The organism is Rhodococcus sp. 06-156-4 (assembly GCF_002259345.1).
Lineage (GTDB): Bacteria > Actinomycetota > Actinomycetes > Mycobacteriales > Mycobacteriaceae > Rhodococcoides > Rhodococcoides fascians_E.
Genome location: NZ_NPGB01000015.1, coordinates 57,084 through 71,284, shown reverse-complemented (window position 1 = coordinate 71,284; position 14,201 = coordinate 57,084). Strand labels below are relative to the sequence as shown.

The window sequence follows — 14,201 nt, the reverse complement described above, 5'->3', positions numbered from 1 at the left end:
CCGGGGTCGGCGATCACCCCCCCCGGGAGAGCTCAGTTCGAAAGTTGACCCATGCGTAACTCTTTCCCTCCACCCAGGCTCCCCGCTCCTCAAAGCTCGGAGTGGGAATGGCAGCTCGACGCTCGGTGCCGTACGGAATCGATTTCGATCTTTTATCCGCCGCACGGAGTTCGAGGTGCGGCGTTGAGACGGATCGAGAACGCGGCGAAACTTCACTGTGCAAATTGCCCAGTGGTAGACAGGTGTCGCTCGTTTGCGCTCGAAAACTTCGAGCCCTACGGAATTTGGGGCGGGCTGACGGCGACCGAGCGCTTCGGGCTGATCAGCAAGCCCCTTGACGCACAGCAGCCTGGAATTGAGACAGCGTCGAATCGACGGCGAAGAATGCTGACTATTTCAACGGACCTTCCGCCCCCAGGCCAACGCCAACTGTCAAAGCTTCCGATGTAGATGGCCCGCTGCGGTCGGGGCACTGTGCGGCCGGTCGAGGCGTCGAGTGTTCGAGCCTCGACCGGAGGTCAGCACTGCGGAATAGTAGGTGAGGCCTGTGTCTCAACGGTTGCTGTTCGAGGTGTGGCCATCGGTCGTGGCTTCGAAGAACATCTGAACGAACGGTGGGCTGTCGGCGAGGGGATGGTGCTTTGTTGAGTTGTTCGCTCCGGCAGTGCAGTGAATCTCGTTGCCGGGAGCGGTCTCCGGAGGGCGACTCATGCGACGACTCTTTCTGTGGGCCCGCTGTCGGGTCGGACGTTCAGCGCCGACGCAGAGATGGCTGCACGATGGCAGGGGGAAGGTAGCCCGCGTCGCGCTCGGTCATGTTGCGGCCGGGGGAGACGATGTCGTCGATTCGGTCGAGTGTCTCGTGATCGAGCACGAGATCGCTGGCCGCGAGCTGACTTTCGAGTTGATCGACGTTCATTGGGCCGATGATGGCCGCGGTCACTGCCGGGTGCGACAGAACGAATCCAAGTGCGAGATGAATAAGCGAGATGCCGAGTTCCTCGGCAAGGAGTGCGAGGGCTTCGGCGGCGTCCAACTTGCCCGCGTTGTGCGGTGCGGTGATGTCGAACAGGCCGGGCATGAGCTTGTTTCGGTCGCTGACGAAGTCCGGGGAGCCCTTTCTGTATGCACCGGAAAGCCAGCCCCCGCCGAGCGGACTCCACACCAGGACTCCGAGTGCAAGCTGTTGTGCGACGGGGAGAACGTCGGCTTCGATTCCTCGTGCGAACAGTGAGTAGGGAGGCTGCTCGGTGACGAAGCGGCCGAAATTTCGCCGTTCCGAGGTCCATTGTGCAGTGACGAGTTCGTGTGCGGGGTACGTCGTTGTGCCGAAGTATCGGATCTTTCCGGCTCGTTGCAGATCGGTCAGCGCGCCCAATGTCTCTTCGATGTCGGTGTCCGGATCGGGGCGGTGCACTTGGTACAGATCGAGATGGTCGGTCTGCAGTCTGCGCAGGCTGTTCTCGACGGCTTGCACGATCCAACGGCGGGAGTTTCCTCGTGCGTTGACGTCGTCGCCCATGGGGTTGTGGAATTTGCTCGCCAGCACCACATTGTCTCTGCGTCCCCCGGCCAATGCCTTTCCGACGATTGTCTCGGCTTCACCGTGTGAGTACAGATCTGCGGTGTCGATCATGTTGATTCCGGCGTCGAGCGCGCGGTGCACGACTCGGATCGATTCGTCGTGATCCTTGTTGCCCCACGTTCCGAACATCATGGTGCCCAGACAGAGGTTGCTCACTCGTACACCGGTTCGTCCGAGGGTTCGGTACCTCATTGTCCACCTTCTGTGGTGTCGGATGGGTTTGTCAGTGCTGGCAGCAGCAGAGTGTCGATCAGTGTGAGTACGTGCTCGGGATCGAGGGAGCGACCCTCCACGGTCACGCGGTAATAGCACATGGCGGGAATGACTCGGGCCATGAACTCGACGTCCGTGTCGGCGGCGATTTCAGCTCGCGCGACGGCACGTTCGATCATGATGCGATTGGCCGCGATCCACGGATTGGTGCCGGATATCGACGCTGCCAATTCTGGATCGTCCTGGGCGGCAAGCATGCTTGCCACCGCACTCATGATCTTCAGCTGTTTGTTGCCGCTGTCGAACGCCTCCGGGCGCATCAAGGCCTTGAGATCGCCCCGAAGGGTTCCCGAGTCCGGCAGCTCGTCGACGTCGACTTCTTGTTTGGACACACGCGCGACGGCGTCGACGATCATGTGCGCCTTCGACGGCCACCGCCGGTACACCGTGGCCTTTCCGGCTTTCGCGCGGGCAGCGACCATATCCATCGTCATTCCGTCGTAGCCGTGCTCGGCGAGAACCTCGACTGTCGCGTCCAGGATGTCGCCGTCGCGGGACTGATCGCGTTTGCGTCCGCGCGGCGTCGGCGCATCGGGCGTCGTTGTCCTATCTGGCACGGTTCCTCCTTGTTCCGGGTTGGATACTGGCCTGGTAATTACGGTACTGGACAGATCCGATACTAGCAAGTACCGTAATGAGAGTTCGTCTCGTACGTCAGCTCTCCAACAGTCGGCACCCCGACATCCGATCGCTCGCGTATCGCGCGCCGGGTCGCACAGTTCTCGCTCGAGAAAGTCCACACAATGTCACGAGATTTTTCGACGCCGAGAGCAAAAAATCTTGCTCTCGCGTTACTTGCCCTGACTCAATTCCTGATCGTCATCGACGCGTCGATCGTGAACGTCGCGCTGCCGTCGATCGGTGAATCACTGGGGATCGGTCAAGACGGCCTGTCCTGGGTGATCAACGCCTACATCCTCGCGTTCGGCGGGTTCCTGCTGTTGGGCGGCAGGCTCGCCGACCTACTCGGACGGCGCAAGATGTTCGTCACCGGATTGCTCATCTTCACGGTCGCCTCGCTCATGGGCGGCTTGGCGCAGAACGACGCATGGCTCAACATTGCCCGAGCAGTGCAGGGACTCGGGGCGGCCATCGTTTCTCCTGCTGCCCTGTCGATCCTCACCACCACCTTCAAAGAAGGCTCCGAACGTAACCGCGCGCTCGCGGTGTGGGGTGCGATGTCCGGTGCGGGCGGGGCGGCCGGCGTGCTGCTCGGCGGTGTGCTCACCGAGTATCTCGGATGGGAATGGGTGCTCTTCGTCAATGTTCCCGTGGGATTGTTCATGGTGTGGCAAGCATTCCGCCTGTTCCCGGCGTCGAGCAGAGTCGACGGGGCCCGCAGCTTCGACCTACCCGGTTCTATCAGCGTGACGGCCGGCCTGGCGCTGTTGGTGTTCACACTCGTCGACGCCGAAAAAGCCGGATGGACATCGACTACGACACTGCTGCGAGCTGCGGCTGGAGTCGCACTTCTGGTGGTCTTCGTGGTGATCGAGCGGCGCAGTGCGGCACCGCTGGTGACACTGTCGATTTTCCGACTGCGTACCCTTCGTGGCGCTAACGTCGTCATGCTCCTCGTGGGCGCATCCTTGATCTCCGGCTTCTTCCTCATCACCCTGTACCTGCAGCAGGTCCTGGGGTTCACCCCGCTTCAGGCTGGTCTTGCGTACCTGCCTCTGGCTCTGTCGATCATCGCCTCGGCCGGCGGCGCGTCACCGCTGATCACCAAGTTCGGGTTCAAGACTGTCCTTCTCGTCGCCTTGGGCTTCGTGGCTGCAGGCCTGGCCTGGTTCGCGCAGGTCGGTGCCGACGGTCGATTCATCTCCGACGTCTTCGGTCCGTCCGTTCTGACCGGCCTCGGACTGGGTGGCTCCTTGGTGGCCGTGACCGTAGCCGCCCTCACCGGAACGACGGACGAACAGGCCGGCCTCGCTTCAGGTCTCGTCAACGCCGGCAACCAAATCGGTGGGGCAGTGGGGCTGGCGGTCATCTCGGCGGTGGCAACAGCGACGACTGCACGCGCGATGTCCGGCGGGGTCGATCGAACCGTGGCGTTGACCGACGGCTTCCACGACGCGTTTCTCGTCGGGGCGGGTGTCGCGGTGGCAGGCATGGTTTTCGCGGCGTTGTCGATCTCCTCTCGGGACAGTCGTGAGCATGCTGCTGCGGCGCAGCGGGGCGAGGTGGCCGTGACAGCGCTCTGAGCGGCACACCGCACACCCGTTTCACCAACCGACTTCAACGGGCGTCGACGGACGCTCATTCTCGAAGGAATCCGAAATGTTCGATGTTCTGACCGATATCAATTGGCTCGCAGTGCTTGCCGCGTTCGTGGCCTCCGCGGTGATCGCAGGCGTGTATTTCCCCGTCCTCATCGCCAAGCCGTACATCGTTGCACTCGGCCGCGAGAACGCGGGGGAGCCCGAGTCCTCGCTCGTGCGTAATCTCGGCCCGGTGGCGTGCATCCTTGTCACCACCATCACGAGCGCGGTGTTGATCACCGCGCTGGACATCACCGCGGTCGGCGACGCCGTCGTGTTCGGTCTCCTCGTCGGGATCGGTTATCTCACGGCTATGACGTTTCAGATTGCGCTCAACCCCAACTTCCCCCGTCCGCTGTACTACGGGGTGCTCAATGCCCCGTTCTTCATCATCACCAGCGTGCTCACCAGCGTGATCATCGTCTGGATCGGCTGAGACGTCCGTCGCTCCGGAGTTGCCCGGCAGCTTCGGAGCGGCACCCGACGTGACGAACTCACGTCGTCTGCTGCAATGGTTCTTTCAACAGAAACCCGGTCATCGTTCACTATGCCTGCTCCTCTTCTCGCGCTCGTCGCAATCGTCGCAGTGCTGTCGATCTTCGTGCGCGTCATGTTCGTTGCTCCTCTGCGTCTGTCACGTCCGTTGGCACGCACCGTGGACTGTGTTCTCGCGGTCTTGTTGTGCCTCACGGTGGTCGGCTACGGAAGCGGAAGTATCTTCGATCCGTCCTGGGCGCGCGGCCCGGGGTTCGTCGGAGCTACGTGGGCTGCCGCACTGCTGTATCTGTGCCTCGGCGGTCTTGTGGTCGGTGCAGTGTTGCTTGCGATCCGGATCAAAGGTGTTGCGCAACAACGCGACAGTGCGCCCACCAGGATGCGAGTTGCGCGGGTCGGTGCCGCCGTGGTCGCGCTGACAACAGCCGGTACCGTCGGATACGGTCTCGTCGAAGCGGCCCAGCCTCAGGTCACGCACACCACCATCGCGTCGGATGGCCTCCCACAGCAATTCGACGGTCTACGGATCGCGTTCGTGTCCGACATCCACGCCGGGCCCACGCGAGGTGCAGGTTTCGTCGAGGCGATCGTCGGCGAGATCAATCAGCACGATCCCGACGTGGTGATTCTGGGCGGCGACCTCATCGACGGGACGGTCGAGTTGGTCGGCGATGTGTTGACGCCGCTGTCGGAGCTGAACGCCCCCCTCGGAGTGTTCGCGGTCACCGGCAACCACGAGTACTACGCCGACGCCGACGAATGGACCAGGCTGTGGTCGAGCCTGGGTGTGGAAGTTCTGCGCAATGCCACTGCGACACTGGAGCGTGGCGGCGCGTTCATCGATCTTGCGGGAATCAACGATGTCTCCGCTCCGCCGCCACATGCGCCCGACCTCGGACTCGCGCTCGGCGAGCGAACACCCGATCGATTCACCCTGTTGGCGGCTCATCAACCAGTTCAGGCGTTGGACGCCGTCGGTGCCGAAATCGATCTCCAGCTCTCCGGACACACTCACGCAGGTCAGTTGTGGCCTCTGCGGTATCTCGTTCCCTTGCAGCAACCCTCGATCGAAGGGCTCGTGACCGTTTCGGGCACCCCCGTCTTCACAACGCGCGGCGCCGGTACGTGGGGACCGCCCGTGCGCGTAGGTGCCGAGCCGGAAATATCGATGCTGGAACTACATTCGGTTGGTGCGTGACCTCGAGGCACTTATCGAAGTACGCGCGGCGGGCCCGCCTCACACCCCAACCCCACCACCAACCGCATCACGAGTTCACCGTCCACCACCCGGGTCCGTTGTTCGCAGATGGTGTTCATCAACGCCGTGCCCTCCACGATGTCGCGCCGGTGGGTCAGTAGTCCGTCGATCGCGTCGTCCGCTGCGGTCAGTGCCGTAGCCGCCGCGGTGAGTTGGTCGTTGGTGACGCCTCGATTACCAGTGAATGCCACTCGCTGCGCACCGCGGCTGAACGTGGTGACCGCGGGAGGCGTCGGGCCACCGGTGTTGGCTTGCCTCACCCCGGCGATGTCCACACCTGGTAGCAGGCCCGACGTCGCCTTGGCCGGCACCCCGCCGATAGGGTGCACGGCCACTACCCGATCCCCGAGACGCCGTATCGCCTCGTCGATCGAGGCGACAGTTCCCGCGCGGTGGGTCGCGCCGAGCACCGCAACGGACCCGGTGATGTGACGTTCCCAGTCGTCGCCGGAGGAGAAGTTCTGCACCGAGGGCAGGTAGTTGGCGGTCCACTTCGCACCCAGCTCCGTACGGTGCACCATCGCCACCTCGACGGTCGGGAACATCGCCGAGGGTGCAAGTGTGGCCGCGAGGTTGCCGATCAGACCGTCCCCGAAGATGAGAAGCGTTTGCGGGGTCTCGCGCGCGAGACACGACAGTGCATAGCGAACCACGGCATACGGCTCCACAAGGGTCGCTCGGACACTCGACAAGTCGTCCGGCAGCAACGACACCAGACCGCTGCTGACTGCGGACGCTCCGATCACGACGCGTTCCTGAAACAGACCTTCCACATTGTGGCCGAGTAGGAAGGACGAATCGTGGGGATGGGTCGGGTTGACCACCACGCGGTCACCCACTGCGAATTCCGACACTCCTTCGCCCAGCTCGACGACTCGCGCAGCACCCTCGTGCCCGACGATCGGGGACGGATCGTTCCGGTCTCCCCGCACGATCTGAATGTCGGTTCCACACAGCGACACCGCTTCCGGCGCGAGCAGCAGCTCGCCGGGCCCAGGGGAGGGCGTCGGGCGAATCTCGACGGACGAGTGGCTACCGTGCCGGACGATGGCGCGGTGGGTGAGTTCGATTGTCATCGTTCCTCTTTCAAATCTTAGTCACACGAAGGTAACCGTCGGCGATTGCGTCCGCTCCGGAGAGTGTGTCGATGTCGCCGGGCGCGCACACGTGGATGATCTCGCGAACCCGATCCGACGTGAGCGAGTCGGCATACGAACGCGAGCCGGCAAGTTGCGCAATGAGTTCGCGCTCGTAGAACCCGACCAGTCCCTCCGCTACCCCGCCGCCGATCCCGATGCGGTCGAGTCGCGGATCGAGCGTGATCATGGTGCGGATCAACTCGGCAATGGGTTCGACTACCACGGTCAGCAATCGAGCGAGGTCATCGATACCCTCCGCCAGCGAAGAAGCGAAACTCCGCTCCTCGTAGTCGATTCCGAGGACTTGCGCGACCGCCGCCACTCCGGGACCGGACGACATCGACGAAATGTGCCCGACGCCACCGCACGCGCACGGCAACTGCAGCACGGCCGGAGGCGCGGAACTGACGGCGCGCACGTGCCCGACCTCGCCTTGCAATCCGCGGTGATCGACCGGAACAACCTTCTCGGCCAGGTAGGCCGTGCGCACCGCGATGCCGCTGCTGATCGTGATATACGCCAGGTGCCGATCGGTGGGGCGAGCGAACCCCTGAGCGTACGACGCCAATCCTGCCGTCACGTCGTTGACCAGGGTCCAGCGCACATCGGGGCGTCGAGACGACAGCATGTGCAGTAGCGGAATCTCGCCCGAGGGCGCGCCGCCCCACAGTGGCCCGGAACCGAGTGCCACGCCCTTCTGCTCGTCGAGCGCCGCGCCGCAGGACATGTTCACCCTTGCACCGTGCGGCACGTGGACGTCGAGCGTATCCACCAACTGTTGCAGCAACCTGTCCACGGACAGGCCAGGCTGTTGCAGCACACTGGGCGCCGGGAACCGTTCGATCGCGCTCCCTGCACGAATGCGCAGCCACGTACCACCCAGATCGACGGAGACAGTATCGGTCATCGCACGGGAACCGCGTCGATCACCGGATGCACGTCTTTCGCCGGGTGCAGGTCGATGACCAGCGACCGGTCGCGCATCTCGACCCGCAGGGAGTCGAAGTTGTCGACGCGTGCGATGTTCTGGCCGGGCTCGTCGCCGATGGTGATGCACCGCACACCGGCATTCGCCGCGGCAGCCATTCCGGCCGACGAGTCCTCGAACACGATGCACGACTCGATGGACGCGCCCAGCTGCGCTGCCGCGGAGAGGAACCCTTCCGGGGCGGGCTTGCCGACGGTCACGTCCTCCGCGGCGACGGCGATCCGCGGCGTCGGTAGCCCGGCGGCGGTGAGGCGTCGGACCATCATCGATCGCGTCGCCGACGTGACCACCGCCCACCTCTCGGGCGGCACCGACGCAAGGAATCTCGCGGCGCCGGCAATCTGCTGAACCGGCACCACGCTCCGGCGCTCGTGCTCCCGTATCCACTGCAGCTCGGATCGTACGTCGGCTGCGGGTCCGAGGACGCGCAGAACGATATCGGCGGCGAGTCGGCCCGGAAGTGCCTCGGCAACAATCGATCTGTCGACGTCGTGTCGCTGGGCGAACTCGAACCACACCGCCTCGATGGATGCGTGCGAGTCGACGAGGGTGCCGTCCATGTCGAACAGGAACGCGCCCGCAGTGATGGACTGCCGAATCGGGCTGGGCTGCAGACTCATACCGTGACCCCCATCCCCAGGCTTTCTCCGGCGAAGCGGACGAGTTCGAGATCGTGCTCGGTGGATCGCCGCAACCGTTGATCGCCCGGATCGGTATCCAGAACCACGGTGCCGGCGCCGAGCCCCGCGAGGAAATGGATGTCCGAGTGGATCTGCTCGACGCTGCCGTACCCGAGGGGACGGTTCGGCGACTGGACCGGAGTCTCGGTGGGCAGGAAGTAGATACGTGGGACGAAGTCCTTGCCGTCGTCGAGGGCGTCGGCGCCGGCCGCGCACAGCTGCCTCGACGGGTGCAGCGGATGCCACCCAGTGCCCACGCGGTTCGTCCGCGCGATCGCAGCGGGGCCGTTGCCGCCGATCCACAGCGGCGGGTGCGGCGTCTGGGCGGGCAGCGGCCCACCGTGCACGCGGCGCGGGGTGCCACTGGCGCCGAGGGCCTCGTAGGTCTCCGACGACCATGCCGCCACCAGGGCGTCGAGGGTGACATCGGTCAGCCGCCCGCGTTGGTGATAGGGGACACCCAGCACGTCGAACGCCTCAGACGTCCACCCGACACCCACGCCAACGATCAACCGCCCACCGCTGAGTGTGTCGATGGTGGCCGTCGCGTGCGCGAGGTGCGCCGGATGGCGGTGGCTGCCGATGAGCACGCCGCTACCCAGACGGATGGTGTGGGTCTGACCCGCCAACCACGACAGCGTCGCCAGGCACTCGTAGAACGGCGCGGGCGAGCGGCGATGGGCGTCGTCGGTCAGCACCACGTGATCCGATAGCAGCACGTTGTCGAAGCCGGCGGCTTCCGCGGTGGTGGCCCACGCAAGGATCCCGTCGGCATCGATCTGCGGCCCGAAGTTCGGGAGGTTGAGTCCGTACCTCACAGCGCACCCGGAAACAGTCGAACGCCGTCGCGCCGACCCTCAGCAGGAAGCGTCAGGAAGTTGCTGCCGTTCGCGGTGAGTGGGCGTGCGGCGTATCGACGGCCGACGTGGTGTTCGAACAGCTCGATGTTCAGCTCTCCCACCGACACCATTGCCATCCGCGACGTACCTTCCACGTCGAGGTCGAACTGCGCGGTCATGAAGCCGCGGTCGGCCTCGATGTCGGTCCGCAGAACTTCCGTCGCTCCATGGTGATTCACGAGGCGGTCGATGGCCGCGTCCAGATCGGCGACGCTGTACCCCGAGTGGTCCAATCCGCGGCACGTGGGCAGAGTGGCCGACGGTAGGTCCTCGCGTCGGTGATGCAGGCGGGCGTCGGTGTCGCCGTAATAGCCCGGCACCTCGGGCCAGTTCTGCAGTTCGAACAATGTCCCCCACGGTGAACGGAAGTAGACCCATCTGTTGCCGGCGATCGGGCCTTCCGGCACGGTGATCACCTCGCCGAGAACGGACACATCGTCCAGCCCGGCAAGGTGATCGGCAGCGCGTTCGATGTCGCCGACGGTGAAGCAGAGGTGATTGGTGCCGATGTCGACCAGGCGCGGCGGGGCCTGATTCGGGCTGTGCGAGGACGTGAATTCGATCGATGTGGAGCCGACCGGAACCGTCGCGCCGTTGCCACTCTCGACGCCGAGCAGAGACGCGACGAAATCGGCTGCCTCGTGCGCGTCGGGAACAGTGATTCCGATCGTGCTGAGCGATGTTCGGGCATTCGTGGTGACGGTCATGGGATCAACAGCACCTTTCCTCGTGTTCCACCGGCAGCGAGCAGGGCGTGAGCCTGCGGGGCTTCGTCGAATCCGAATGTGCGAGCGATCGGCACGGTGATCTCCCCCGAGGAGACGAGTGAGGCGAACTCCGCTAGGCCAGGCCCGTCCTCGTTCACGTAGCTCTTACCCGGGGTGATGCCCCGCTGTGGTTCGGGTTGGTCGCCGTCTTCGATGGAGACGAACGATCCGCCGTCACGCACACCGTCGATGGCCTCGACCACTCCGGCGGTGTCGACCACCGCGTCGTACTTCCGTGGCTCGAGATCGACGGGCTTGGCCAACACCGTCCCCACGCCGAGCGTGAGAAGGTCGTCGGTGTCCGTCTCCCGCGCCAGCGCGTCGACCCGGTGGCCCCGCGACAACAGGATCGCCGACGCTATGCGCCCCACCGCGCCCGCAGCACCGGTCACCACCACGGTGGCGCCTGCCGGAAGCGTGATCTTGTCGAGCTGTTGCACGGCGGTGAGCGCCGCCAACGGGATCGCGGCCGCATGCTCGAGGCCGACGCCGGTGGGGGCGTGGGCGAACAGCGATTCGTCGGCGACGACGCGCTCGGCGTACGTACCGAAACGGTGCGCCGGCTGCGCGATCATCCCGATGACGGTGTCGCCGCGGGCGAATCGAGTGACGGACGAGCCGACTGCTTCGACCGTGCCCGACACGTCCCATCCCAGCACCGCGGGATACGTCAGTTCGATGGGCAGGAAGCCGGACCGGGTCTTGAGGTCTACCGGGTTGACGGCCGCGGCGGCCACCGACACGGTGATGTCGCCGGGCCCCGCGGTGGGCTCCTCGATCTCGCCGACGGTGAGGACGTCGGGGTCACCCTTGCCGTGAACGATGATGGCTCTCATGCAGCTCCCTTCGATGTGGCGGCCTTCGATGTATCGGCCGTGTGCAGTTCACCGGCATAGCGTGCGTTCTCCTCGGCGGCGGTGAGTACGAGTCCGCCGTCGACAGTGATGGTGGTTCCGGTGACATAGCTCGACGCGGAGCTCGCGAGAAACACCGCGGCAGTGGCTACTTCGTGCACACCCGCCGGACGACCGAGCGGGATCGCGGGCCGGTCGATGGCGGCGTAGGAGGACTCGTCGTCGACGCCGTTCATCGCGGTCGCCGTTTCGCCCGGTGCGACGCAATTGACGCGGATACCGTGCTGCGCGAATTCGAGGGCGAGCACCTTGCTCGACGCCGCCAGCGCCGCCTTGCTCGCGCAGTAGATCGATCCCCCGGTGATGGGCACCGAGTCGTGAACCGAGGTGATGTTGACGATGGATCCCGCGATACCGTCGGCGATCATGCGGCGACCCACCGCCGACGCCAACGCCAACGGCGTGACCGTGTTGATCGCCAGCACATCCTCGATGCGGCCGACGTCGAGCGCATCGGCCGGAGAACGGTCGTTGACACCGGCGTTGTTGACCAGGCATCGGATCTCGCCGAGGCGATCTGCTGCGTCGAGAACGGTCTCGACGGCGGTATGGGCGTCGCGCAGATACAGCCGAAGCGGGACGACATCGACGGGATGATCCGCACGAATATCGTTGACCAGGGCGTCGATTCGATCGATTCCGTTGCCGTAGCCGAGGATGAGGTTGTGCCCTTCCGTGGCGAGCGCAAGCGCGATGGCGCGGCCGATGCCGCTGCTCGCGCCGGTGACGACCGTGTAGCCGGGTCTAGTCAATGGAGATCACCACCTTCGGCCGGGTTCGGTGGCTTTCGAGTCGATCGAAGGCGGATTTCGCGTCCGAGAGGGGCACGACGCTGTCGATGAGCGACGCCAGGGCGGGCCGGATGAGGGGGAACAGGGCCGCTGCACGCCGATAGTGATCGACGCCATGGCGCACCCCGATGATCGAGATTCCGGCCAGCGCAACCGCTCCGGGGTCGATGGACTCCGACTGCGCGGCGACCCCGACGAGTATGCACTTTCCGCCCGGTCGGAGTACGCCGATTCCCGTTCCCAGCGCGCCGTCGCCACCTGAGGCTTCCACGACGATGTCGTAGGGTCCTGCCAGGGCCTCGGTACTGGTGAAGCTGTGTGCGGCGGCGCCGGGACCGAGGTGGTCGATGGGTCGTGGTTCGAGCACGTCGACGGTGACGGGGTACTGCGACAGCATGGCGATAGCGAGGCTGCCGATGGTCCCCGCTCCGATGACGAGGACGCGATCGCCCGGGGAGACCGACGCCGAGTCGACGGCTTCGAGCACGGTGACCAGGGGTTCGATGAGAACGTGTTCCGGTTCGGCCGGAGCGCGGCCCAGGGATACCAGGGCGCGACGCGGCATGACGAGGAATTCGGCTGCGGCGCCGCCGTGCTCGTAGAGGCCGACCTCACGGAGGTCGGAACATTGATTGCGTCGACCCGATCCGCAGGCCGTGCACGACTGGCAGAAGATCATCGTGCTGCCGGTGACGGCATCGCCGGCGGCGAGGTCATGGACGTGAGCGCCCGATTCCTGGACGATGCCCACCCACTCGTGTCCGAAGTGATGCGGATACGACGTCTTGCCGTCCATCAGATACGACGACGTGCCGTGCAGTAGTTCGAGATCCGTACCGCACAGGCCGACGTACTTCACCGCGACGACGACGTCGTCAGGACCGCAGACAGGCGCGTCGAGTTCGACGACCGACACCGAGTGAGGCGCGTCGATCACGGCCGCTCTCACACGGCCACCCGGGCGGTACGGCGACTGAGGAACAGCAATCCGACGGCGGCGACGGCGAGAACAGCCCCGATGGCGGGCAGAATCCCGACGCTGTAGCCGCCGGACAACGCAATGGACCCGATCCACGCGCCCGCGGCGTTCGCGAGCTGGAAACCGGCGATGTTGACCGTCGCGGCGAGGTGCGGCGCTTGACTGGCCGCGCCGATCAGTTTGGAGGCCAACGGCGGAATGATGGAGAAGCCTGCGGCGCCCAGGACGAACATCCATGCGAACGCGAACCACGGGGTGCCGCCGAACAGGAACAGCACCAGCAGTGCCGCGGCGAGTGCGGTGAGCGCGACGTAGAGCGTCTTGTCCAGGGCCTTGTCGGCGAAGTGGCCGCCGAGTTGGTTGCCGACCACCGAGCCGACCCCGAACACGAACAGCACGATGGTGACGGTGGACGCCGAGATCCCGGCGTGGTCGGTGAGGTACGGCGCGATGTAGGTGAACACGACGAACAGCGCGGCCTGGCTCAACGCGGTGAGGCCGATGGCCCAGAGCACCGGGCCGCGGGTGAACACGCCCAGTTCCGAGGTGACGCTGCCGGTCTGATGAGACGGCGCTGCGCGTCGGGTCGAGACGATGAGGGCTGCGGTGACGACGAGCTGGAAGATCGCGATGATGGCGAACGACCAGCGCCAGCCGAGTTGGGTGCCGATCAACGTGCCCAGCGGAACACCGAGAACCGTAGCGAGGTTGAGGCCGAGCGTGACGCGGGCGATGACGCGGCCCTGGAACTCGGGGGCCACCAGGGAGGTGGCCAGCACGAGGCACAGCGCGAAGAACGTCGCGTGCGGAAGCGCGGTGATGACCCGGAAGACGACCAGGGTGGCGAAGTTCGGCGCCAATGCGGTGCCGATGTTGCCGACGATGAACAGGGCCATCAGCGCTGCGATGAGCGGTGTTCGCGGGACCCGGGTGGTGACGATGGTGAGCAGCGGGCCGCCGATCACGACGGTGACGGCGTAGATCGTGACGAGCAGGCCGGCCGTCGAATTGCTCACGGCGACGTCGGACGAGATGTCCGGGAGGACACCCGCGACGAGATATTCGACGGTGCCGACGCCGAATACGGCGAGGAGCATCCAGAGGATGGCGACGTTCGCGTTGGTAGGACGCGTGGCTGCGGGCTCGCTCAGACGTGTCTCGGTGACCATGGT

General features: G+C 65.2%; 15 protein-coding genes. 4 read left to right on the top strand and 11 right to left on the bottom strand.

From position 1 onward, the window contains the following. Positions 1-51 precede the first annotated feature (51 nt). On the top strand, positions 52-450 hold the full coding sequence (locus CH290_RS09735) for a WhiB family transcriptional regulator (protein ID WP_080733802.1): 399 nt from the start codon (positions 52-54) through the stop codon (positions 448-450). Between the two features lie 301 nt (positions 451-751). Here the strand turns inward: CH290_RS09735 and CH290_RS09730 are convergent, their stop codons facing one another. Both CH290_RS09730 and CH290_RS09725 read right to left on the bottom strand, forming a co-directional pair. Then, entirely contained in the window at positions 752-1,777 is a 1,026-nt protein-coding gene (locus tag CH290_RS09730; RefSeq protein WP_033188772.1) for an aldo/keto reductase, read from the bottom strand. Further along, positions 1,774-2,415, bottom strand: a complete 642-nt coding sequence (locus CH290_RS09725; protein ID WP_033188771.1) for a TetR/AcrR family transcriptional regulator — start codon at positions 2,413-2,415, stop codon at positions 1,774-1,776. The genes CH290_RS09730 and CH290_RS09725 overlap by 4 nt, the downstream gene beginning before the upstream one ends. Before the next feature lie 186 nt (positions 2,416-2,601). On the opposite strand from CH290_RS09725, the gene CH290_RS09720 reads away from it, so the two are divergent. The 3 genes from CH290_RS09720 to CH290_RS09710 all read left to right on the top strand — a co-directional run bounded on the left by CH290_RS09720 (position 2,602) and on the right by CH290_RS09710 (position 5,812). Then, positions 2,602-4,062, top strand: a complete 1,461-nt coding sequence (locus CH290_RS09720) for a DHA2 family efflux MFS transporter permease subunit (RefSeq protein WP_033188770.1) — start codon at positions 2,602-2,604, stop codon at positions 4,060-4,062. Between the two features lie 76 nt (positions 4,063-4,138). Continuing rightward, entirely contained in the window at positions 4,139-4,555 is a 417-nt protein-coding gene (locus CH290_RS09715; RefSeq protein WP_033188769.1) for a DUF1761 domain-containing protein, read from the top strand. Between the two features lie 111 nt (positions 4,556-4,666). After that, entirely contained in the window at positions 4,667-5,812 is a 1,146-nt protein-coding gene (locus CH290_RS09710; protein ID WP_033188768.1) for a metallophosphoesterase, read from the top strand. Positions 5,813-5,823: 11 nt separating this feature from the next. Here the strand turns inward: CH290_RS09710 and CH290_RS09705 are convergent, their stop codons facing one another. From CH290_RS09705 to CH290_RS09665, 9 genes are read right to left on the bottom strand one after another with little or no spacing between them, the layout of a single operon-like run. After that, positions 5,824-6,948 carry an alcohol dehydrogenase catalytic domain-containing protein gene (locus CH290_RS09705; protein ID WP_033188767.1) on the bottom strand — a complete coding sequence of 375 codons (1,125 nt, stop codon included), beginning with the start codon at positions 6,946-6,948 and terminating at the stop codon, positions 5,824-5,826. 10 nt (positions 6,949-6,958) lie between these two features. After that, a complete protein-coding gene (locus tag CH290_RS09700) occupies positions 6,959-7,918 on the bottom strand; it encodes an ROK family protein (protein ID WP_020113248.1) in 960 nt (319 codons plus the stop codon). Further along, positions 7,915-8,619: an HAD-IA family hydrolase gene (locus CH290_RS09695; RefSeq protein WP_019667785.1), complete on the bottom strand. Its 705-nt coding sequence runs from the start codon at positions 8,617-8,619 to the stop codon at positions 7,915-7,917. Before CH290_RS09695 ends, CH290_RS09700 begins: the two co-directional genes overlap by 4 nt. Further along, complete coding sequence (locus CH290_RS09690; protein ID WP_033188766.1) at positions 8,616-9,497, bottom strand: TIGR03619 family F420-dependent LLM class oxidoreductase; 882 nt, start codon at positions 9,495-9,497, stop codon at positions 8,616-8,618. Before CH290_RS09690 ends, CH290_RS09695 begins: the two co-directional genes overlap by 4 nt. Next, positions 9,494-10,285, bottom strand: coding sequence for a VOC family protein (locus CH290_RS09685; RefSeq protein WP_020113250.1), 792 nt, complete (start codon positions 10,283-10,285; stop codon positions 9,494-9,496). Before CH290_RS09685 ends, CH290_RS09690 begins: the two co-directional genes overlap by 4 nt. Continuing rightward, a complete protein-coding gene (locus tag CH290_RS09680) occupies positions 10,282-11,181 on the bottom strand; it encodes an NADP-dependent oxidoreductase (protein WP_020113251.1) in 900 nt (299 codons plus the stop codon). Before CH290_RS09680 ends, CH290_RS09685 begins: the two co-directional genes overlap by 4 nt. Then, positions 11,178-12,011 (bottom strand): SDR family oxidoreductase, encoded by an 834-nt coding sequence (locus tag CH290_RS09675; protein ID WP_033188765.1) that lies wholly within the window; start codon positions 12,009-12,011, stop codon positions 11,178-11,180. Before CH290_RS09675 ends, CH290_RS09680 begins: the two co-directional genes overlap by 4 nt. Next, a complete protein-coding gene (locus tag CH290_RS09670) occupies positions 12,004-12,987 on the bottom strand; it encodes a zinc-dependent alcohol dehydrogenase (protein ID WP_230620915.1) in 984 nt (327 codons plus the stop codon). The genes CH290_RS09675 and CH290_RS09670 overlap by 8 nt, the downstream gene beginning before the upstream one ends. Before the next feature lie 8 nt (positions 12,988-12,995). Then, positions 12,996-14,198, bottom strand: coding sequence for an MFS transporter (locus CH290_RS09665; RefSeq protein WP_020113254.1), 1,203 nt, complete (start codon positions 14,196-14,198; stop codon positions 12,996-12,998). Positions 14,199-14,201 lie beyond the last annotated feature (3 nt).

Excerpts from the sequence above, each read along its gene's own strand:
- CH290_RS09735 (WP_080733802.1), top strand. The coding sequence starts at position 52 with ATGCGTAACTCTTTCCCTCCACCCAGGCTCCCCGCTCCTCAAAGCTCG.
- CH290_RS09730 (WP_033188772.1), bottom strand. The coding sequence starts at position 1,777 with ATGAGGTACCGAACCCTCGGACGAACCGGTGTACGAGTGAGCAACCTC.
- CH290_RS09720 (WP_033188770.1), top strand. The coding sequence starts at position 2,602 with ATGTCACGAGATTTTTCGACGCCGAGAGCAAAAAATCTTGCTCTCGCG.
- CH290_RS09715 (WP_033188769.1), top strand. The coding sequence starts at position 4,139 with ATGTTCGATGTTCTGACCGATATCAATTGGCTCGCAGTGCTTGCCGCG.
- CH290_RS09710 (WP_033188768.1), top strand. The coding sequence starts at position 4,667 with ATGCCTGCTCCTCTTCTCGCGCTCGTCGCAATCGTCGCAGTGCTGTCG.
- CH290_RS09705 (WP_033188767.1), bottom strand. The coding sequence starts at position 6,948 with ATGACAATCGAACTCACCCACCGCGCCATCGTCCGGCACGGTAGCCAC.
- CH290_RS09700 (WP_020113248.1), bottom strand. The coding sequence starts at position 7,918 with ATGACCGATACTGTCTCCGTCGATCTGGGTGGTACGTGGCTGCGCATT.
- CH290_RS09695 (WP_019667785.1), bottom strand. The coding sequence starts at position 8,619 with ATGAGTCTGCAGCCCAGCCCGATTCGGCAGTCCATCACTGCGGGCGCG.
- CH290_RS09685 (WP_020113250.1), bottom strand. The coding sequence starts at position 10,285 with ATGACCGTCACCACGAATGCCCGAACATCGCTCAGCACGATCGGAATC.
- CH290_RS09680 (WP_020113251.1), bottom strand. The coding sequence starts at position 11,181 with ATGAGAGCCATCATCGTTCACGGCAAGGGTGACCCCGACGTCCTCACC.
- CH290_RS09665 (WP_020113254.1), bottom strand. The coding sequence starts at position 14,198 with ATGGTCACCGAGACACGTCTGAGCGAGCCCGCAGCCACGCGTCCTACC.